General features: G+C 67.6%; 14 protein-coding genes and 7 pseudogenes. 9 read left to right on the forward strand and 12 right to left on the reverse strand.

The features are described 5' to 3' along the window. Window positions 1–179: 179 nt before the first annotated feature. Genes AC0IX7_RS05180 through AC0IX7_RS05200 form a run of 5 tightly spaced genes read left to right on the forward strand, consistent with a single transcriptional unit; the run spans window position 180 to window position 3,865 of the window. Window positions 180–386, forward strand: a complete 207-nt coding sequence (locus AC0IX7_RS05180) for a hypothetical protein (RefSeq protein ID WP_471810759.1) — start codon at window positions 180–182, stop codon at window positions 384–386. Further along, complete coding sequence (locus AC0IX7_RS05185; RefSeq protein WP_471810760.1) at window positions 383–1,360, forward strand: hypothetical protein; 978 nt, start codon at window positions 383–385, stop codon at window positions 1,358–1,360. The genes AC0IX7_RS05180 and AC0IX7_RS05185 overlap by 4 nt, the downstream gene beginning before the upstream one ends. Before the next feature lie 35 nt (window positions 1,361–1,395). Then, window positions 1,396–1,551, forward strand: coding sequence for a hypothetical protein (locus tag AC0IX7_RS05190; RefSeq protein WP_471810761.1), 156 nt, complete (start codon window positions 1,396–1,398; stop codon window positions 1,549–1,551). After that, window positions 1,551–2,489, forward strand: a complete 939-nt coding sequence (locus tag AC0IX7_RS05195; RefSeq protein ID WP_471810762.1) for a DUF2336 domain-containing protein — start codon at window positions 1,551–1,553, stop codon at window positions 2,487–2,489. The genes AC0IX7_RS05190 and AC0IX7_RS05195 overlap by 1 nt, the downstream gene beginning before the upstream one ends. Next, entirely contained in the window at window positions 2,486–3,865 is a 1,380-nt protein-coding gene (locus AC0IX7_RS05200) for a sensor histidine kinase (RefSeq protein WP_471810763.1), read from the forward strand. Before AC0IX7_RS05195 ends, AC0IX7_RS05200 begins: the two co-directional genes overlap by 4 nt. Here AC0IX7_RS05200 and AC0IX7_RS05205 read toward each other — a convergent pair. From AC0IX7_RS05205 to gltX, 3 genes and pseudogenes are all read right to left on the reverse strand, one after another. Further along, a complete protein-coding gene (locus tag AC0IX7_RS05205) occupies window positions 3,839–4,042 on the reverse strand; it encodes a hypothetical protein (protein WP_056482223.1) in 204 nt (67 codons plus the stop codon). The two genes, AC0IX7_RS05200 and AC0IX7_RS05205, sit on opposite strands and share 27 nt — an antisense overlap. Further along, on the reverse strand, window positions 4,042–5,325 hold the full coding sequence (locus AC0IX7_RS05210; protein ID WP_471810764.1) for a citrate synthase: 1,284 nt from the start codon (window positions 5,323–5,325) through the stop codon (window positions 4,042–4,044). Before AC0IX7_RS05210 ends, AC0IX7_RS05205 begins: the two co-directional genes overlap by 1 nt. 25 nt (window positions 5,326–5,350) lie before the next feature. Further along, window positions 5,351–6,780: pseudogene (gene gltX / locus AC0IX7_RS05215) on the reverse strand (glutamate--tRNA ligase). Window positions 6,781–6,870: 90 nt separating this feature from the next. Here gltX and AC0IX7_RS05220 point away from each other — a divergent pair. Next, the gene (locus AC0IX7_RS05220) at window positions 6,871–9,150 is read left to right on the forward strand and encodes a ComEC/Rec2 family competence protein (protein WP_471813748.1); all 2,280 of its coding nucleotides are present in this window, start codon (window positions 6,871–6,873) and stop codon (window positions 9,148–9,150) included. A 330-nt stretch (window positions 9,151–9,480) separates the two neighbouring features. On the opposite strand, the pseudogene lexA reads toward AC0IX7_RS05220, so the two are convergent. Then, window positions 9,481–10,154, reverse strand: a pseudogene (lexA, locus tag AC0IX7_RS05225) (transcriptional repressor LexA). A gap of 68 nt (window positions 10,155–10,222) precedes the next feature. Next, window positions 10,223–11,404, reverse strand: a pseudogene (locus tag AC0IX7_RS05230) (molybdopterin molybdotransferase MoeA). Window positions 11,405–11,847: 443 nt separating this feature from the next. Between AC0IX7_RS05230 and AC0IX7_RS05235 the strand changes: the two are divergent. Next, window positions 11,848–12,435, forward strand: coding sequence for an energy transducer TonB (locus tag AC0IX7_RS05235; RefSeq protein WP_471810765.1), 588 nt, complete (start codon window positions 11,848–11,850; stop codon window positions 12,433–12,435). After that, window positions 12,387–12,584 (forward strand): energy transducer TonB, encoded by a 198-nt coding sequence (locus AC0IX7_RS05240; RefSeq protein WP_471810766.1) that lies wholly within the window; start codon window positions 12,387–12,389, stop codon window positions 12,582–12,584. Before AC0IX7_RS05235 ends, AC0IX7_RS05240 begins: the two co-directional genes overlap by 49 nt. A gap of 90 nt (window positions 12,585–12,674) precedes the next feature. Here the strand turns inward: AC0IX7_RS05240 and moaC are convergent. The 4 genes and pseudogenes from moaC to AC0IX7_RS05260 all read right to left on the reverse strand — a co-directional run bounded on the left by moaC (window position 12,675) and on the right by AC0IX7_RS05260 (window position 15,568). After that, window positions 12,675–13,140: pseudogene (gene moaC / locus AC0IX7_RS05245) on the reverse strand (cyclic pyranopterin monophosphate synthase MoaC). 7 nt (window positions 13,141–13,147) lie between these two features. After that, window positions 13,148–13,911 (reverse strand): annotated as a pseudogene (gene trpC / locus AC0IX7_RS05250) (indole-3-glycerol phosphate synthase TrpC); the annotation flags it as partial. A gap of 1 nt (window position 13,912) precedes the next feature. Then, entirely contained in the window at window positions 13,913–14,893 is a 981-nt protein-coding gene (gene trpD, locus AC0IX7_RS05255; RefSeq protein ID WP_471810767.1) for an anthranilate phosphoribosyltransferase, read from the reverse strand. 45 nt (window positions 14,894–14,938) lie between these two features. Beyond that, window positions 14,939–15,568, reverse strand: a pseudogene (locus AC0IX7_RS05260) (anthranilate synthase component II). A 215-nt stretch (window positions 15,569–15,783) separates the two neighbouring features. Here AC0IX7_RS05260 and AC0IX7_RS05265 point away from each other — a divergent pair. After that, the gene (locus tag AC0IX7_RS05265; protein ID WP_471810768.1) at window positions 15,784–16,188 is read left to right on the forward strand and encodes a hypothetical protein; all 405 of its coding nucleotides are present in this window, start codon (window positions 15,784–15,786) and stop codon (window positions 16,186–16,188) included. A gap of 182 nt (window positions 16,189–16,370) precedes the next feature. Here the strand turns inward: AC0IX7_RS05265 and trpE are convergent. From trpE to AC0IX7_RS05280, 3 genes and pseudogenes are all read right to left on the reverse strand, one after another. After that, window positions 16,371–17,863 (reverse strand): annotated as a pseudogene (trpE, locus tag AC0IX7_RS05270) (anthranilate synthase component I). Between the two features lie 4 nt (window positions 17,864–17,867). Then, window positions 17,868–18,143 (reverse strand): hypothetical protein, encoded by a 276-nt coding sequence (locus AC0IX7_RS05275; RefSeq protein WP_471810769.1) that lies wholly within the window; start codon window positions 18,141–18,143, stop codon window positions 17,868–17,870. Further along, window positions 18,143–19,822 carry a peptidylprolyl isomerase gene (locus AC0IX7_RS05280; protein WP_471810770.1) on the reverse strand — a complete coding sequence of 560 codons (1,680 nt, stop codon included), beginning with the start codon at window positions 19,820–19,822 and terminating at the stop codon, window positions 18,143–18,145. Before AC0IX7_RS05280 ends, AC0IX7_RS05275 begins: the two co-directional genes overlap by 1 nt. Window positions 19,823–19,934: the final 112 nt, after the last annotated feature.

A 19,934-nucleotide genomic window follows, 5' to 3' on the forward strand; every position in this document is an offset into this window, starting at 1 on the left:
GATCGTGGCGGCATCGGCAAGCGGCGCCTGTCGTATTTGCGATAATGGATGCGATGCGGAGGGTTTCGTAACCTCGACCGGGTGTTTCTCGCCCGCAACGGCGAACCGAACCACGATGCGGGGCGGTTCGGCCGAACGCGAGGCTTTGCAGGACGGCGTGTACCGCCTAACAGCCTGCGATGCTTGCCGGTCTATTATTTGCAATACACGACGCCGACGATCGTCCCGATCGTCTGGCCGCGACACTGCCGTTCAGCGGCGTCACCCTCATCGAATACCAGGCGCGGCTGCTGATCGCGGCGGGCGTATCGCAGGTGATCATCGTCGTCGCGCGGATGACCCCGAACTGCTCGGCGCGATCAACCGCATCGGACGGCGCGGCGTGAGCGTCGATACGGTGCGCTCCGCGACCGAGGCGGTCGAGAAACTCCATCCCCTTGCGCGCATATTGATGCTCGGCGATGGGCTGGTCACCACGGAGGCGATCGTCAAGGCGATGGCCGGCGAAGAGGGCGATTGCCTGCTCGTCGTGCCGGAGGGCGATGCGGGCCCCGGCTTCGAGCGCGTCGGCGGACAGATGGCCTGGGCCGGTGTCGCGCGGCTGAGTTCGAGCCGGATCGCCGAGGTGGCGGCCCTGCCGCAGGATTGCGATCTCCAGTCCTCGTTGCTGCGATTGGCCGTCCAGTCTCGGGCGATCCATGTGCTGCTCCCGACCGACGCGGTGCGCGGCGGCCACGGGATCGAGCGTCAGGCGCGGACGCTGGAGGAGCGCGGGCGCGCGGTGCTGATGACGATCGTGTCGGGACGGCGCGGCTGGTTCGACCGCTTCGTACTCGCGCCAATCGCGCGGCTGGCGTTGCCGTTGCTGGTCGATCGCGGCGCGGCAGGGACGAGCGTCGGTGCGGCCGGGCTGGCGCTCGGCATCGCCGGGCTGGTGACGATCGGCTTCGGGTTCTCGTCGATCGGGCTGGTGGTGGCGTTGGTTGGCAGCATCGCGCTGGCGCTCGGCTCGGTGTTGAGCGGCCTTCGCGATGAGGCACCGATGGCGCGCTGGCAGACGCTTGCGATCGCCGGCGTCGTCGCAGCGGCGATCCTGGTCTTCGCGTTCTTCGTCAGCGGCTATGCGGGCGACAATACCGCGCTTGCGATCGGCACCGCGACGGTCGCGATCGGTGGACTGGCCGAGCGCGCCATCCTCGAGCGCGAGCGCCGGCTGTGGTGGGGTAGTCCGGCGGCGTATCTGCTGGTCGTCGCAGTGTTCGCATTGATCGGATTTCCGGTGTTCGGACTGGGCATGACGGCGGTCTATGCGACCGCTACGCTGGCGGCGGCAATCGAGCGATTGCGTCGCGCGCCTTAGGCGTACCTTAACGACCGGAGGCTAAGCACGGGATCATGTCGGTCGGCCCAACGATGCAAGACGCTATGCCGTCCTATGATCCAATGCAGCGAGCCGAGGCTGCGCGCCTGCGGGCCGAGACGCGGCTGGCCGGGACGATCACCGATTTTTCCTCGATGCGGAAGCACGGATCGACGATCGCACGCGGCTGATGCTGGCACAGGTGCTCGGTGCAATCGTCGGGGCGATCGAATGGGATATACGGCGGCATGCGGCGCGGTTGCTGGCCGGTGCCGGCGCGACGGCGGCGGGCGAGGCGATCCTGAAGGCGGGCGTGGGCACCGTCCTGCAACGGCTGACACGTGCGGGTCTGCTGCGTGACGAAGACCTGATGGACGAACTGATCGCCCGCGTCCGCCACGATCTGATCGCGGCGTCGCTACCTGTCGAGGTGGCGGAACCCGAGGAGGCGAGCTTGCTCGTACGTTTGGCCGGTGTGCCCGACAGCGTCGTGGCGTCGGCGGCATCGGCATTGCTCGCGGCGGAAAGCCGGCGGCGGGTAGCGAACGAGCAGGGTGCGGTCGGAGGCAGCGAACTGCCCGCGGAGCTGCACCACCGACTGGTCTGGTGGGTGGCCGCAGCGATCCGCGACGGCTTAACGTCGGCGACCCGCGAGAGCGACCGCGCGATCACCGATGCCGCACAGCGCAGCCTGGCGGCACATGACGAGGGTGAGCGGCCCGATGCGGTGGCGGCACGGCTCGCGGCGGCGCTCGATGCGCGGCCCAACGAGTTGGCGGCGGTGCTGGTCGAATCGATCGGCGACCGGCGGCTGTCGCTGTTTGTCGCGGTGCTGGCGCATGCGCTGGGCATCGCGTTCGATCAGGCGCGGGCGATCACGCTCGATCCCGACGGCGACCGGCTTTGGCTTGCGCTGCGTGCGCTTGACATGGATCGGCCGACGATCGCCCGAATAGGCCTCGCGCTGTCGGAGGCGGATCCGCGCCGGGATATCGAGCAGTTCGCGGACGCGCTCGACGCGATCGTTTCGATCGGCGTGGAGGATGCGCGCGCGTCGATCGCGCCGCTTGCACTCGACCGTGATTTTCGGATGGCGTTGCGCGCGCTGGCGCGTACGGATCGGCGATGAGCCTGTTCGATCCATCGACCGAAAGCCCGATCGCGCACGGCATCGTCGCGCCCGACGGATCGCTGTCGTTCGCGGACCCGGCATTGATCGCACTCAACCAGCGGGCCGGCGGGATGCGCGGGGCGCCGCTCGCCGTGCCGCAGCTGGCGACGATCGTGCGGCTTGCGCGGCGACTGGGCATCGTCGTGTCGCGTGGCGTGGTGGTCGCCGACGACGAAGCCGATTTCGATCTCTGGGTGCGCGCGCAACCGGATGGCGAGAACGTGCGGCTGACGGTCAGCGGCTGGCGCGAGATCGCCGCGTGGCGTCCGACCCGGCCGGCACCCGGTGCGCAGGATGATTTTCTCGGCAGCGAGACCGATTGGCGGTGGGAGACCGACGCGGCGTTGCGGCTGACGTTCGTGACGCTGGATGCCGGGCCGAAGCATGGTTTCGACGCGTTCGCGCTGCTCGGCCAGCCGCTGACGGCGATGTTCGCGCTCGATACCGGAACCGACGGGACGTTGCCGATCCTCGATTCGCTCGCCCGGCGCCGGCCGGTGACGGCGCAACCCGCGCGGCTGCGGAGTTCTGGGCGCGCGGTGACGCTGACCGCGACCGTTCGGCACGATGCCTCGGGGGATTTCGCAGGGTTCGTCGGTACGGCGCGCATGGCGGTCGAGGACGTCGCACCGCCCGACGAAACCGCGACGCTCTCGCCGACCTTCACGAGTGGCCTGGACAAGGCGTTGCGCATTCCCCTCGCGCGGATCGTCGCCAACGCCGACAGCATCAATGCGCAGGCGGATGGTCCGGTGCAGGGCGACTATGCCGATTACGCGGCGGATATCGCCAGCGCCGGGCGCCATCTGCTCGAACTGGTCGATGACCTAGTCGATCTCCAGGCGGTCGAGCGGCCCGATTTCACGCTGCTGCCCGAGCCGATCGACCTTGCCGATGTCGCCCGTCGCGCGGCGGGGCTGTTGTCGGTTCGCGCGGCCAATGCGGATGTCACGATCGCGCGACCACCGGTCGACATGCGTGTCGCTGCGCTCGGCGATTTCCGGCGCGTGTTGCAGATCCTCGTCAACCTCGTCGGCAACGCGGTGCGCTATTCGCCGCGCGGCGCGCAGGTCATCGTCACCGTGACGCGTACCGAAAGCCACGCCGTCGTCGTGGTGGCGGACAAGGGCAAGGGCGTCGCGCCCGAGGATCAGGTCCGAATTTTCGAGAAGTTCGAACGGGTCGACCCGTCGGAGGCCGGCGGCAACGGGCTCGGCCTGTATATCGCACGGCGTCTCGCGCGGGCGATGCAGGGGGATCTGACGGTCGAGAGCGCACCCGGCGAAGGCGCGCGCTTCGTCCTGACGTTACCGGCGGATCCGGCGCGCCACTAATATCAGCGCAAGGCCGAATGCGGCGAGGAACGCGCCGCGATCCGCCCATGGCCGCTGGTCGAGCATGAAGCTCGACTGCGGCCAATGGACGTAACCCAGCCCCTGGCCGATCCAGAGCAGACCCATCAGCGCGCTGAGCACGCCGACGACCATCAGGATCGGCCGGAGCGTTTTCATCAGCGCGACGCCATCGGAACGTAGTCACGCGCGGTCGGGCCGCTGCACAGCTGGCGCGGGCGGCCGATCTTCTGGTCTGGATCGGTGATCATCTCGTTCCACTGCGCGACCCAGCCGACGGTGCGGGCGAGCGCGAACAGGACGGTGAACATCGAGGTCGGGAAGCCGATCGCCGACAGGATCACACCCGAATAGAAATCGACGTTCGGGAACAGCTTCTTCTCGATGAAGTACGGATCGTTCAGCGCCAAACGCTCGAGTTCGATCGCGACGTCGAACACGGGATCGGTGACGCCCAGTTCGCCGAGCACTTCCTTGACGGTCGTCTGCATGACGGCTGCGCGCGGATCGTAGTTCTTGTAGACGCGGTGACCGAAGCCCATCAGGCGGAACGGATCGTTCTTGTCCTTGGCGCGGGCGATGTACTCGGGGATGCGGTCGACGGTGCCGATCTCATGCAGCATGTTGAGCGCGGCCTCGTTGGCGCCGCCATGTGCCGGGCCCCAGAGGCAGGCGATCCCGGCCGCGATGCACGCGAACGGGTTGGCGCCCGACGAGCCGGCGAGACGGACGGTCGAGGTCGACGCGTTTTGCTCGTGATCGGCGTGGAGGATGAAGATGCGGTCCATCGCCTTTTCGACGATCGGGTTCACGACATACTTCTCGGCCGGCACGCCGAACGTCATCTTCAGGAAATTGCCGGTGTAGCTCAGCGTGTTGTCCGGATAGACGAACGGCTGGCCGACGCTATACTTGTACGCCATCGCGGCGATCGTCGGCATCTTGGCGATCAGGCGGTGCGACGCGATCACGCGCTGTGCCGGATCGTGGATGTCGGTCGAATCGTGATAGAAGGCCGACAGCGCGCCGACGACGCCGCACAGGATCGCCATCGGATGCGCATCGCGGCGGAAGCCGCGGAAGAACTGCGCGAGCTGCTCGTGGACCATCGTGTGGCGCGTGATCGTGTTGGAGAAGTTCGCCAGCTCGTCCGCGCTTGGCAGTTCGCCGTTGAGGAGCAGATAGGCGACTTCCATGAAGTTCGACTGCTCTGCCAGTTCGCCGATCGTGTAGCCGCGGTGCAGCAGCGTGCCCGCGTCACCGTCGATATAGGTCAGCTTCGACTGGCACGACGCCGTCGAGGTGAAGCCCGGATCATAGGTGAAATTGTCCGTCTGTGCGTACAGCTTGCGGATATCGATGACGTCGGGTCCGACCGTTCCGGACATCACCGGATAATCGAAATCCTTGCCGTCGACCTTGAGGGTTGCGGTCTCGCTCATGCTTGTATCCTTCCTCGAAATCTTATCAGCTAGCCATCCGGTCGGCGATCCGACCGAGGCTCTCGTCGCGCCCGAGCAGGTCGAGCACGTCGAATATTCCCGGTGACGTCTTGCGTCCCGTCAGTGCAGCACGAAGCGGCTGTGCGACCTGCCCGAGTTTGACGCCCGGGCTTCGGCCGCGCGCCGTACCGCACCTTCGAGCGCTTCCGTATCCCACTTGTCGAGCGCGTCAAGTTCAGCATGCGCATTCGCCAAAATCGCACTCGCTTCACCCTGTAAAAGGCTCGCTGCGGCGTCATCCATCGCCAAAGGACGCTGGCTGAACAGGAAATTCGATCCTTCGGCCAGCTCGTTCAGGTTTGCTGCACGGGGCTTCAGGACCGGCATCGCGCGAGTCAGAAGCGCCAATCCGCCGTCCGGCAAACCGTGACCGAGCCGGTCGGCCGCAAGCTGCGCCAGCCGCGCATCGTCGGCCTCGCGAATATAATGGCCGTTGAGATTCTCTAGCTTTTTGAGATCAAAGCGCGAGGGCGACTTGCCGACACCCGACAGGTCGAACCACTCGACCGCCTGCTCGCGGCTGATGATTTCGTCGTCGCCGTGACCCCAGCCGAGCCGGAGCAGGTAATTGTCGAACGCCTCGGGCAGGATCCCCATCTCGTCGCGATACGCCTCGATGCCGACCGCTCCGTGACGCTTCGACAGTTTGGCACCATCCGGGCCGTGGATCAGCGGGATGTGCGCGTAGATCGGCTCGGGCCAGCCCATCGCGCGGTAGATCGGCAACTGGCGGAACGCGTTGTTGAGATGATCGTCGCCGCGGATGACGTGCGTGACGCCCATGTCGTGATCGTCGACGACGACGGCGAGCATATAGGTCGGCGTACCGTCCGAACGAAGCAGGACGAGGTCGTCGATCTCTTCGTTCTTGACCGTGACGGACCCTTGCACGCGGTCCTCGATCGTGACGGCGCCTTCCTGCGGCGCGCGCAGGCGGACGACATGCGGAAGATCAGGGGCGTCGCTCGCCGGGCGATCGCGCCACGGGCTGCGGATGCGCAGCGGCTTCTTCGCGGCCTGCGCCTCGGCGCGCATCGCGGCGATCTCGTCGTTGGTCATGTAGCAGCGATAGGCATGCCCATTTGCCACCATTTCGTGTGCGACCTGCGCGTGGCGCTCGGCGCCGGCGAACTGCATGACGACGTCGCCGTCCCAGTCGAGCCCGAGCCAGCGCATACCGTCGATGATCGCGTCGATCGCCGGCTGGGTCGAGCGGACCCGGTCGGTATCCTCGATCCGCAGCAGGAATTTACCCCCGTTCGCCTTTGCGAACAGCCAGTTGAACAGCGCGGTGCGCGCGCCGCCAAGATGCAGGAACCCCGTCGGCGACGGAGCGAAACGGGTAACCACGGGTGCGGCCGAATTGGCGGTGCCCGTATCAGATATTGCGCCCAACCGCGGGTGCTCCCAGACTGATGAAACAATGGAGAAACGATGGCCATGACAGCCGTCGCCGCCCCTAGCATGCGTCCTTGGCGGCGACAAATGGGCGTGCCGCGATGGGGGGCTGTCGTTTGGCTTGCTGTCGTCGGGCTGGCCGTGGAACGCTGGCTGGAGGCGGAGCGCGACCAGCTGGTGTTGTGGCTGCCGGTGATGCTGGGCGGCGGGATCGCTTTGTGGTTCGCGTTGCCGGACCCGGCAGCGTGGTGCGTCGCGATCCTGCTGCTGGTGGCGAGTGGGTTGGCGTGTCTGGCCTTGGGGCAGGGCGGGCGTGCGGCGCGCGCGCTGGCGATCGGGTTTCTGACGACTGCGCTGGGGCTCGGGCTGATCTGGGCGCGGTCGGAATGGGTGGCGCGGCCGGTTCTGGGCGGTCCGACGATCGCGCGTTTCTCGGCGAAGGTCGAGGCAATCGAGCCGCTGGTGGCGCGCAAGTTGGTTCGGTTGACGGTATTGCCGATTGGGAACGGGGTCGAGCCCGACGGGCAGCCGGTCGCCTTGCCGTACCGCGTCCGCGTCAATCTGGCGGAAGCGGATGCGCCGAAGCTGCTGGGGACGGGGGCGGTCATCCAGTTGCGGGCACGGCTGATGCCACCACCGCTTCCCGCGGTGCCGGGCGCGTACGATTTTGCACGCGTCGCGTGGTTCGGCGGGATCGGTGCGACCGGGCGTGGCTTCGCACCGGTCGTCGTGACGAGGTCGAGCAGATCGGGTGCTGGCATCCGCGTCGCGCTCTCGCACCATATCGTCTCGCGGCTGGATGGCAGTGCGGGCGGCATCGCCGCGGCGCTTGCGACGGGCGATGTCGGCGCGATCAGTGAGGAGGATTCAGAGGCGATGCGCCGGGCGGGTCTCGCGCATTTGCTGTCGGTGAGCGGGCTGCACATCACGGCTGCGGTCGCCGCGACGATGCTGATCGTGTTGCGGCTGCTGGCGCTCAGTCCGTGGTTGGCTTTGCACGCGCGACTGCCGTTGATCGCCGCGCTGGCGGGTGCGGCGGCGGCGATCGGCTATACGTTGCTGACTGGCAGCCAGGTGCCGACGATCCGGTCGTGCGTCGCCGCGTTGCTCGTGCTGGCGGCGCTGGCGATGGGACGCGAGGCGATGACGCTGCGGCTCGTCGCGGCGGGGGCGACGTGCGTCATGCTGGTGCTGCCTGAATCGGCAGCCGGGCCGAGCTTCCAACTTTCGTTCGCGGCGATCACCGCGATCATGGCGCTGCACGAACATCCGGTGATCCGCGCGTTCTTCGGGCCGCATGACGAGGGGCGGGGGCGCAAGCTGGCGCGGGGCGTCGCGTCGTTGTTGCTGACGGGGCTGCTGGTCGAATTCGCGTTGATGCCGATCGCGGTCTATCACTTCCACAAGGCTGGGCTGTACGGCGCGTTTGCGAACATCGTCGCGATCCCGCTGACAACGTTCGTGGTAATGCCGCTGGAGGCGTTGGCGCTGCTGCTCGACGTCGGCGGCGTGGGCGCGCCGGTCTGGTGGCTAGTGCAGCGGTCGCTCGATGCGCTGTTGTGGCTAGCGCATATCGTCGCCGACGCGCCGGGTTCGGTGCGATCCTTGCCCGCGATGCCGACGGCGGCGTTTGCGCTGATGATCGTTGGTGGCATCTGGATCGCGTTGTGGCGGACGCGGTTGCGGCGACTGGGACTGCTGCCGCTCGCCGCCGGTGCGATCTGGGCGTTGACGACACCTGCGCCTGACGTTCTCGTTACGGGAGATGGGCGCCATGTCGCGGTGCGGACGGCGGCGGGGCTGGCTATGCTGCGCGACAGGGCCGGCGATTATACGCGCGACATGCTCGCCGAGAATGGCGGGGCGGATGGTGAGCCGCTCCTGCTCGCGGACCAGCCCGATGCACGATGCAGCCGCGATCTTTGCGTTACCGATATTGCTGCACGGGGACGGATGTGGCGGATCCTCGCGACCCGCAGCGCCTATATGGTGCCGATCACGGAGCTGATAGCCGCCTGTCGCAGCGCGGACGTTGTTGTCAGCGAGCGCGGTCTGCCGAAACGCTGTAGCCCGCGGTGGTTGAAACTGGACCGCCGCGTGTTGCGCCGAACGGGCGGCGTTGCGCTGACCCTGGGGACCGGGACGGTCGTTACGATACTGACTGCGGGCGATCGCCATCCCTGGCGCGATCCGCCCGTGCTCGAACGTCCCTCGCATAGTTTCAGATCGCGGCCCGCTCGGTTCCAAGATGCGACGTCCGGGTTTCGGGCCGGCCGAGGCCGCAGGAAGTACGATGTTCACGCGAAGGCGCGGAGGCGCGAAGGTGTTGCGGTTCGGGAGACCGTCCCGAACTCCATGAAGGACTGAGGAGCGTCGTCGTCTTGACCGCTTCGAGGTGGAGATAGGCGCCCCCCAAGCGCAACATCTTCGCGCCTTTGCGCCTTCGCGCGATCCAAATCACCAGCCGACGCGCGCGCTGGCCGGCCGATAAATTTTCACGCGGAGACGCGGAGGCGCGGAGGCGCGGAGGCGCGGAGGCGCGGAGCAGTGTCTTAGGCGACGAACCGGACCAGGTTAAAGACTATCCGCTCGTCCCTCCCGCGGTCATTTTAAACCGCAAGGTTCTACCCAAGCGAAACACCTCCGCGTCTCCGCGCGAACATATTCTTCATGCTGCGCAAAGCAAGTGCTAGCGCTTCAGTCGTAGCGGCGGAGGATGCCGGAGAGTTTGCCCTGCACGCGGACCTGGGCTGGGGCGTAGCGTTGGGGGTCGTAGGCGCGGTTGGCGGGGTCGAGGCGGACCATGGCGCCTTCGCGGCGGAAGTATTTCAGGGTGGCTTCGCTGTCCTCGATCAGCGCGACGACGATCTCGCCGTCGCGGGCGGTCTCGGTACGGCGGATCAGGGCGTAGTCACCGTCGAGGATGCCGGCTTCGACCATCGAGATCGCCGGAGACTTCGAGCGCATAGTGTTCGCCAGTGCCAAGCAGCGCAGCGGGGACGGCGAGCATCGTGCTGCCTTCGAACGCCTCGATCGGGACGCCGGCGGCGATGCGGCCGTGGAGGGGATCTCGATGACGTCGTTGGCCGGTTGCGGCGTCGCGGCGGTGGGGGCCGCCTTGACGTTCGATGCCTTCGACGGCGCCTTTTTCTCCGCACGCTCCGGCATGCGCAGCACTTCGAGCGCGCGCGCGCGTTCGGCAGGCGGCGGATGAAGTTGCGCTCCTCGAGCGCGCTGATCAGACGGTGGACGCCCGATTTCGACTTGAGGTCGAGCGCGTCTTTCATCTCCTCGAACGACGGCGAGACGCCGGTTTCATTGAGGCGATCGTTGATGAAGCAGACGAGTTCGTGCTGCTTGCGCGTGAGCATGGCGGTTCTCCGTCCGGAACAGACTGGGAACTTCTATGGAACATAATTAACGCCGTCAAGCGCTCGTATCACGCGATAACGAGGATTTCCGCCGATTCGCCTGTCCGTGCGACCGGCGCGTTGCCGGCGCGGACGATCAGGCAGGTCGAGCGCGCCAGTGTCAGCAGCATCGAGCTGTCCTGGATCGTCGAGGCATAGGCCTTGCCGTCGCGCAGTTCGGCGCGGAGATAGTCGGTGCGGGCATTGTTGGCGGGGAGGTCTTCGCCGAGCAGCGCGTGGGTCGACTGGGGAAGCGGGTCGCGCGCCCCGGCCATGTGCGCGACGACCGGCTTCACGAACAGCGTTGCGGTGACGAACGCGGATACCGGGTTTCCGGGGAGGCCGAGCACCATCATTTCGCCGATCCGGCCGGCCATCATCGGCTTGCCGGGGCGGAGCGCGATCCGCCAGAAATCTATCGTGCCGCCGGCCGTCTCGATTGCGGGGCGGACGAGGTCGTGATCGCCCACCGAGGCGCCGCCAGTGGTGACGAGCAGGTCGGCCTGGACGCTGGCGAAGGCCTCGCGCAGGACTTCGAGATTGTCAGGAAGGATGCCGAGGTCGACGATGTCTACGGGCATGTCGGCGAGCATTGCCGCCAGCATGATGCCGTTCGATTCGGGCAGTGCGACGCCGTCGGTCGTCGAGCCGGGGGGACGAGTTCGTCTCCGGTGGCGGCGACGGCGACGCGGACGCGGCGGTTGACGGTGAGGCTGCCGTGGCCGCCGGTCGCGGCGACGGCGATGCGCGCGGGGCTGAGGCGGTCGCCGGCGGCTATTAGGCGGGTGCCAGTCGAGAAGTCGAGGCCTTTGCGGCGGGTGTTGCGGCCGAACGTCGCCGGGCCTTCGCCGGCTAGGATCAGCGTTGCGCCGTCCCGTTCGGCCTCTTCCTGGACCATGACGGTGTCGGCGCCGTCGGGCATCGCTGCGCCGGTGAAGATCTCGCGTGGCTTCTCCGGGGGCGACTTTGCCGATGAAGGGGCGGCCGGCGGCGCTTTCGCCGATTACTTTCCAGGGGCCGGGGAGGTCCGCGAAACGGATCGCGTAGCCGTCCATCGCCGAGAGGTCGGCGGCGGGTTGCGTGCGGTGGGCGAGGATGTCCTCTGCGGCCCAGCGGCCGGCGGCGGCGAGCAGGGGAACGGTCTCGCTGCCGACCCGCGGGGCCATGGCGAAGAGGCGAGTTTGGGCTTCGGCGACGGGGACGAGGTTCATGCGTAAGACTCTGTTTTCGGGCGTTTCTGAAAAGTGAAGTATAGGAAGTATAGACGCTGGGAACGGTTTGGCGGTTTTGTCTCGGGGCGGTTTCGTATGGAAGCGCAGGGTTCGTGGGTATGTTCCGTGCTTTGCCATGGGCCTGGTGTGTAGGACAGGTGTTGTTGGGTTAGCGGGGCGTGCGGTGCGGGCCGTTACTGGCGCTATCTGCGCTGGTAGATATCGAATTGTAGCGCCTGCCTCCTTGTTCTCCCGCGAAGGCGGGAGCCCAGGCTGGGTCCCCGCCTTGGCGGGGAAACAAGGGTGGGTGGATGGCGGTCGCTATAATGTTGGCTTTCCCAACCGGCCCCGGCCTTCGCCGGGGTGGGGTGAGTTCGCTTGGCCAGCGCGTGTTCATCCTTGGCGGGGCTTTGTTTGGGGGAAAGAGACACCAGATCAGTATGATGACACGTTATACGCCTCGGGCGAAAGACAGGATCGGGGCGGCAGTAGGTGCGGTGCTGCTGCCGGGGATGCTTGGTTATGCGCTGCTATCGGGGCTGGTGGTGACGATGCCGGCGGCGGTGAGCGATGCGCTGAAGGTGTTCGATGCGGCGCCGCTTCCGCCACCGCCGCCCGAGGAGAAGGTCAGGCCTCGGCCTTCGCCTAGCCGCAAGCCCGAAGGGGCTGCGTCGCCACCTAATTTGAAGTCGAAGGCTACCGAGGTGGTGGCGCCGCCGCCGATCGTGCCGGTGGTCGTGCCGCCGCCTGTCGTGGTGGCGGAGAAGGCTGGGGTCGGTGCGGAGGCGACTTCGGGGGCTTCGAACGTTCGTGGGCCGGGGACCGGGAGTGGCGGGATCGGTAATGGGACCGGGAGCGGGGGGTATGGCGATGGCGACGGCGGCGGGGTGAGGAGACGCCGCCGGAGTGGCGCAGCGGGCGGTTGCGGGACTCGGATTATCCGCGCGAGGCCGCGGAGACGGGAATCCGGGGTCGGGTGTTCGTGCGGTATCTGGTCCAGACCAATGGGCGGGTGTCGCGGTGCCGGGTGACGCGGTCTAGCGGGAGCCGGGTGCTGGATGATCTCACGTGCCGGCTGATCGAGCAGCGGTTTCGGTATGACCCTTCGCTGGATGCGGCGGGGCGGCCGGTGGAGTCTACGATCGTGGAGAGCCACGACTGGTCTATGGATGGGGATTGATGGGCCATAGCCGAGCGCGTTCTGTTTGGCTTGCCCTCACCCTCGCCGCCTTTGGCGTCTTTCCCTCTCCCCTTTGGGGAGAGGGTTTCTTTACGCGGTCCAGTTGCCGGATTTGCCGCCGGATTTTGCTCGGACGCGGATGTCTGAGAGGACCATTGTTTGGTCGATGGCCTTGGCCATGTCGTAGATCGTGAGGAGCGTGACCGTTGCGGCCGTCAGGGCCTCCATCTCGACGCCGGTCTTGCCTTCGGTCGATGCGGTGGCGGTGGCGGTTACGCCGGTTTCGTCGACGACTAGGTCGATCTCGACCTTGGTCAGCGGGAGCGGGTGGCATAGCGGGATCAGATCGCTGGTGCGCTTGGCGGCCATGATGCCGGCGACGCGGGCTACCGCGAGGACGTCGCCCTTTCGCGGTGCCAGCGCCGATCGCCGCGGCGGCTACGGCGGACATGGTGATGCGGCCGGAGGCGATGGCCTCGCGGGCGGTGACCGCCTTGCCGGCGACGTCGACCATGCGGGCCGCGCCGGCTTCGTCGATGTGGGTGAGGCCGGTCATCCGACGAGGCGCGCGTTGCGGCTTCGACGTCGTCCTGGCGCATGAGCGCTTCGCCGATCAGGAAGCAGTGGATGTCGTGCTCGGCCATCGCGTCGAGTTCGGCACGCGTCGTGAGTCCGCTTTCGGCGACGAAGGTGCAGTCCTTGGGCGCCTTGCCGACAAGGTCGTAGGTGCGCTGGAAGTCGACGGTGAAGTCGCGCAGGTCGCGGTTATTGACGCCGATCAGCCGCGACTTGAGCCGCAGCGCGCGCTCCATCTCGTGCGCGTCGTGGACCTCGACCAGCACGTCCATCCCGCATTCGAGCGCGGACGCCTCGATCTCAGCCATCTGGATGTCGTCGAGCGCGGCGACGATAATCAGGATGCAGTCGGCGCCGATCGCGCGCGCCTCGGTCGACTGCCACGGGTCGACCATGAAGTCCTTCCGTAGGACCGGGATCGAAACTGCGTCGCGTGCGGCGGTCAGATAGGCGTCGGATCCCTGGAACCACTTTTCGTCGGTCAATACGGACAGGCACGCGGCGCCACCGGCTTCATAGGCGCGGGCGTGCGCGACGGGGTCGAAGTCGGCGCGGATCAGACCTTTCGAGGGCTGGCCTTCTTGACTTCGGCAACTAGCGCGTAGCCGGTCTTGGCGTCCAGTGCAGCGCGGAAGCCGCGCGGTTTCGACATGCGGGCAATGCCGGCGTCGATATCGGCGAGCGACGTCGTGGCTTTCCGCGCAGCGACTTCGGCGCGCTTGGTCTCGAGGATACGGTCGAGCATGGTCATGTCAGTAGGCGATCCAGCGGGCGAGCAACGCGTCGGCGCTGCCGGTGTCGAGGGCGGCGGCGGCTTGGGCGGCGCCATCGACGAGAGTGGGGACGGTGCCGGCGACCATCAAGGCGGCGGCGGCGTTGAGCAGGACGGCGTCGCGGTAGGGTCCCACCTCGCCCTTGAGCAGGCGGCGGAGCGCGTCGGCGTTGTGGGTCGCGTCGCCGCCGCGGATATCGGTGATCGCGTGCCGGGTGAGGCCGGCGTCTTCGGGCGTGATCCTGGCGGGGAGCGCGACGCTGCCGACCGAGGCGACGATGCTGGGGCCGGCGCCCGAGATTTCGTCGAGGCCTTCTTCGCCCGACACGACGAGCGCGGCTTCGGTGCCGAGCTGTTCGAGCGCGTCGGCGTAGAGCGTGACGTAGTCGGGGCGGGCGATGCCGATCAGCTGGCGGGTGGTGCCGGCCGGGTTGGCGAGCGGGCCCATCAGGTTGAAGATCGTGCGCTTCCCGATGCGCTGGCGGATCGGGGTGACGCGCTTCATCGCCGGGTGGTGATTTGCGGCGAACAGGAAGGCGATGCCGATCTCGTTGAGGCTCGCCTCGGCGGTGGCGCCGGCGCGGTCCATGTTGAGGCCGAGGACTTCGAGAGTGTCCGCGGCGCCGGCCTTGCTGGAGGCGGCGCGGTTGCCGTGCTTGGCGACGGGTACGCCGGTCGCGGCGACGACGAGCGCGACCGCGGTCGAGACGTTCAAGGTGTGGTGGCCGTCGCCGCCGGTGCCGCAGACGTCGATCGCGCCGGCGGGGGCGTCGATCGGGATCATCCGGTTGCGGAGCGCGCGGGCGGCTTCGGCGATCTCGATGCTGGTCTCGCCGCGGGTGGCGAGATCGGTGAGAAAGGTGGCGATCGCGTCATCGCTGGCGCGTGCGTCGAGGATGTCGGCGAACGCTTCTCGGGCGGATTCGCGCGAGAGGTGGGATGTGGGGTCGGGAAGGTTCATATTCCCCTTCCGCTTGCGGGAGGGGTTAGGGGAGGGGCTTCTTGTCTAGCAGACGTCGTGGGTGCGGCGCTGCCCTCCCCGACCCCTCCCGCAGGCGGGAGGGAGTTGGTGGGGGATGCCGGCCATCTTCAGGAAATTGGCGAGCATTTCGTGGCCGTGTTCGGTCGCGATGCTTTCCGGGTGGAACTGGACGCCGTGGATCGGCAGCGTCTTGTGGCGGAAGCCCATGACGGTGCCGTCCTCTGCGGTCGCGTTTACCACCAAGGTCTCCGGCACCGCGTTGACGATCAGCGAGTGATAGCGCGTGGCGATGAAGGGGAGGGCAAACCGGCGTACAGCCCGGTATCGTCGTGGAGCACCGGCGAGGTCTTGCCGTGCATGAGCCCCCGCGCTCGACCTTGCCGCCGAAATGCTGGCCGATCGCCTGGTGGCCGAGGCACACGCCAAGCAACGGCTTGCCGGCATCCGCGCAGGCGGCGACGAGATCGAGGCTCACGCCCGCCTCGGTCGGCGTGCAGGGGCCGGGGAAATGAGGAACGCGTCCGCGCCCGACGACAGAGCCTGCCCGGCGGAGATCGCATCGTTGCGGACGACCTCCACCTCGGCACCCAGTTCCATCAGATAATGGACGAGGTTCCAGGTGAAGCTGTCGTAATTGTCGACGACGAGGATCATGGCGCCGCCATAGCCTAAGCGGGGCGCGGTGCAACATGGCAGCGGCACCGCATGTTACGCTCCATCAACCGCTCTGCGACCGATTGCCCTAATTCCGCCATCGAACAGTCGCGGATCGTCGGGGCCCTTCCTATATCGTAAGCGCAGGCGGCGCATCATTCAGCGCGGAGCAATGCCGCGTGACGGACGTTATCCGTTCAAAGGAGCCTTAACCGATGTTACGTACCGTCGTCGTCGCTGCACTGATCGCACTTCCCGGCATGGCGTATGCCCAGGACGCGCAGGTCGACACCCCGCCCCAGCGTATCCGAAGCGTCACGCTGACCGGCGACCAGAAATGTCCGAAGTCGAGCGGCGGCGAGATCGTCGTCTGCTCCACGCTCGACCAGCCCTATCGCATTCCGAAATCGTTGCGCGACGACAAGCCGATCGCCGCGCAGAACCAGAGCTGGGTAAACCGCGCGGCAACGATGGATCAGATCGGGCGGGTCGCCGGCGGGTTGCCGGATACGTGCTCGGCGGTAGGGACCGGGGGCCAGTCTGGCTGCTTCATGCAGCGTAACCAGGCGTATGCGGCCGAGCGCCGTGCGCCCGCTAGCGAGACGAACACCACGCCGTAAGCTTTTGTCAGTTGGACGGTTGCCTAGCCAAAAACAACGCCCCCGGCGAAGGCCGGGGCCCAATTGGGGGACGGTAGCCATGGAGGTTGCGGTGCGTTACCGCGACCTCCACTGGGGCCCGGCCTTCGCCGGGGTTGTTTGGTTATCGAGTTCCGGCCCACCTTGTTCGTGGGCACATAGCCTTACTGACCGAAGCCCGGCGCTTTCGCCCGGCTGACGGCCTCGCGGGCGGCGGCGAGGATCGCGCCGGCCTTCGCCTCGCACTCGCGCTGTTCGTATTCGGGGACGCTATCGGCGACGATGCCGGCACCCGCTTGGACGTGGATCATCCCGTCCTTCACCACCGCCGTCCGCAACACGATGCACGAATCCATCGATCCGTCGGGAGAGAAATAGCCGACCCCGCCCGCGTACGCGCCGCGACGTTCGGGCTCGAGTTCGGCAATGATCTGGCAGGCGCGCACTTTCGGCGCGCCGCTGACGGTGCCGGCGGGGAAGCCAGCGAACAGCGCGTCGAGCGCGTCCTTGTCGGGGAGAGCGTGCCGACGACGTTCGAGACGATGTGCATGACGTGGCTGTAGAATTCGACACCGTAGCTGGCAGTCACCTTCACCGAGCCCGGCGAAGCGGCGCGGCCGACGTCGTTGCGGCCGAGATCGAGCAGCATCAGGTGTTCCGCGCGCTCCTTGGGGTCGGCGAGCAGGCTGATGCGGTTTGCCTCGTCCTCGGCGGCGGTCTTGCCGCGGGGGCGGGTGCCGGCGATCGGGCGGATCGTCACTTCGTTGTCGCGGACGCGGACGAGAATCTCGGGGCTGGAGCCGATCAGCGCGAAGCCGGGGAGGTCGAGATGATAGAGGAACGGTGACGGGTTGATGCGGCGTAGCGAGCGATACAGCTCGAACGGCGGCAGCGAGAACGGCGTGCTGAAGCGCTGGGCGAGCACCACCTGGAAGATGTCGCCGGCGAGGATATAGTCCTTCGCGGTGGCGACCATCTCGCCGTAGCGGCCCTCGGGCAGTGCGGGCGTGTATTCGGGCTCGGCAACGTCGGCGCGGATCGGTGCGGGGACGGGCGTGCTGGCGAGCTTGGCGGCCACCGCGTCCAGCCGCTCTTCCGCCTCGGTCACGATCGCGTCGACATCACGCGCAGGATCCGGCCACGCCGGCGCGACGAGGTACAGCGCATCGGTCAGGCGATCGAACACGAGCACGACGGTCGGTCGCACGAAGATCATGTCGGGCAGGCCGAGCGGATCGACCGGCTGCTGCGGCAGGTCCTCGACCAGCCCGATCGTCTCATAGCCGAAATAGCCCACGAGACACGCGAGCGCGCGGGGCAGCTCGGCGGGAACCTCCGCGCGGCATTCGGCGACGAGCATCCGAAACGCGTCGAGGGTCGGCACCGCGCACGGCTCGAACGTCTCGCGATCGGTCGCCCAATGGCGGTTGATCTCGGCACGGTGGCCGTGCGCGCGGAACAGGAGGTCGGGGGCGAGGCCGATCAGGCTGTGGCGACCGCGGGTTTCGCCGCCCTCGACCGATTCGAGCAGGAAGTCGCCACGCCCCGGCTCGATGAGCTTCAGCGCGGCGGCGACCGGCGTTTCTGTGTCAGCGACCTGGCGACGCCAGACGAGCGCGGGGCGCCCATCGGCCAAGGCTTCCCGCGCGCTCGTCATACGATCAGTTCCCGGTGCCGCCCTGGCCGAGCAGGTCGGCACGGACGCGCGCAAGCGAGGTCGCGTTGATCTTCACGCCGACCTCTGCGCGGACCGCCTTGGCGAACTGCTCGACATATTCGCGACCGACCGAGCGGCCGATATTGGCGCGCGCGGCCTTGATCGCGGCGTCGTTGCCCGCCGCGTTGCCGCTGGCGATGCTGTCGAGCTTGATGACGAACCAGCCGCTGTCGTCGGGCGCGGCGAGCGTCTTGGCGGTGTTCGGCGCCATGCTGAACATCAGCGCGAGCGCAGGCGGTGCACCGCGGGGTCGGCAGCGATCTGCGCACGCGACGCGGTCAGCGGACGCGGGGCGGGGATCGGCAGCTTGGTCTGCGCCAGCGACTGCGCGATCGGCATACCCTTGTTGATCCGTGCGAGCACGTCTGCGGCAACTTTCCGCGCCGCCTGGCGCGCGCGCTCGGCGCTCACGTCGCGCAGCACGGCGGCGCGCACCTGCGCCAGCGGACGCGGGGTGGCGGGAACGACACGGCCGAGCGCGACGACGGCGAACCCGCCATCGGTGCCCAGCTGGACGAGCTGCGGGCCATCGCCCTCGGCCGCCTGGAACGCGGCGGCGACCAGCGGCGCGATCGCGGGATCGGGCTTGCTGGCGTCGTCGTCGGGATTGATGCCGTTCGCGATCAGCGCAGGCGTGGTGACCGGCGTCAGCTTCTGGTCCGCGACCACCTCGTCGAAGGTGGCGTTGCCCGAGAGCGAATCGTCGATCTTGTCATGGATCGCGGACAGCGCCGCGGCCGACTTCTGGATGCCGAGCGCGGCGGCGATTTCGCCACGCACCTGATCGAGGGTGCGGCCGGGGACGTTCTCGATTCTGTCGATCTTGGCGACGGTCCAGCCCAGCGGCGTACGGACCGGGCCGATCACCGCACCGCTGGCGGCGGCGAATGCGGCGTCGGCGACCTGTGCGGACGTCGTGCCGGCATAGGCGGCTTTCTCGACGCTGGCCTGCGTCGAGGCCTCGAGACCCGCGGCGCGCGCGGCGTCGGCGAGGCTGGTGCCGGCCTTCACCTTGGCGGCGATCGCGTTGGCGCCAGCCTGATCGGCGACGACGACCTGCGTGATCGTACGCTTTTCGGTCGCGGCGTAGCGTGCGCGATCCTGCTGATAGGTTTTGGCGATCTCGGCATCGGTCGGGACGGCCTGCGCCTTGACCTGATCCGGCGAGATGACCGCGTAGCGGACGATGCGGCGCTCCGGCACGGTGTAGCGTGCGACGTTGCGCTTGTAGAAGGTGGCGAGGTCGGCGTCGCTCGGCGCGGGGCCGGCGGGGACGGCCGCGGCGGGGATGAAGCCGATCGTGCCGGTGCGCTTTTCGAGCAGCAGCGAGGCGTAGGGCAGCGCAAGCTGGCTGGCGACCTGGGTCGCGCCGGTGCTCGGGATCGTCAGCTGCTGCGCATATGTGTCGCGGACGATGTCGCTGCGGATCTGCGCGTCGGTCAGCTTCCGCTGGGCGAGCACCTGGCGGTAGAGATTCTCGTCGAACTTGCCGGTCGGCCCCTGCAGCGCGGGGATGCTGGCGATCTGGCCGTCGACCGCGCGCTTGCTGACCACCATGCCCTGCGCACGGCCGAACTGCTCGAGCGCCATGCTGGAGATGATCCGGTCGAGCGTGCCTTCGAAGCCGCCCTGGTTGATGAAGGTCGCCATGTCGAGCGTCGGCTGTTCCTGGCGGAACCCTTCGAGCTGGGTCTGAACCTGGGTCTTGAGTTCGTTCTCGGTGACCTCGGCCTTGCCGACCTTCGCGACGTCGCCGCCGGTGATGCCTGCGCCGCCCGTCATCGAGCTCAAGCCCGTGATGTCGCCGGCCGCGAACGCGAGTGCGATCACACCGAGCACGATGAAGGTGATGACCACGCCGACCTTCGAATGGGTAAGGCGACGAAAGAAAGCGAGCATGGACAGCCGATCGACAGGGATGGGAACGCGGTTGCTTTACGGGGGCGCGGGCGGCTCTTCAAGTCGGGCGCTTCAAGGTCGTGGGCTCGGGTGGGCTCATGCCGGGCCATTC

It is taken from the genome of Sphingomonas sp. AC411, from assembly GCF_979253035.1.